We start from the raw sequence: 510 nt of genomic DNA on the forward strand, positions 1-510 counted from the left end.
AGTCGTGACCGACACCTTCACCACCACCGCCCACGAACACGGATACCCCGCCGCAACCCTCACCGACAACGGCATGGTCTACACCACCCGCCTGGCCCGCGGCGGTCGAGGGCGCGGCGACGGAGCCGGGAACGCGTTCGAGACACTCCTCGCCGTCCGGGGCATCACCCAGAAGAACGGCAAACCCTTCAAACCCACCACCCAAGGCAAGATCGAACGGTTCTGGCAGACGCTGAAGACCCACCTCGCGGCGCACCCTGCCGCTTCCCTCCCGGAACTGCAGCACACCCTCGACACATTCCGCGACTACTACAACACCATCCGGCCACACCGCGCTCTCGGCCGCAAAACCCCCGCGTTCGCCTACACACTCATCCCGAAAGCCACCCCCCACACGACCCGACGACCCGAACATCTGGCGCGTCCGCTACGACACCATCGACAACGACGGAAAGATCACCCTCCGCCACCACGGACGACTCCTCCACCTCGGAATCGGCCGAGCCCACA

The 510-nt window shown here is 65.9% G+C and carries 1 pseudogene; it reads left to right on the forward strand.

What is annotated here, in order from left to right:
* Positions 1–510 (forward strand): annotated as a pseudogene (locus LC041_RS17010) (integrase core domain-containing protein); the annotation flags it as partial.

The sequence above is a fragment of the Microbacterium paraoxydans genome, from assembly GCF_020524545.1.
In the GTDB taxonomy this organism is placed as follows: Bacteria; Actinomycetota; Actinomycetes; order Actinomycetales; family Microbacteriaceae; genus Microbacterium; species Microbacterium paraoxydans_C.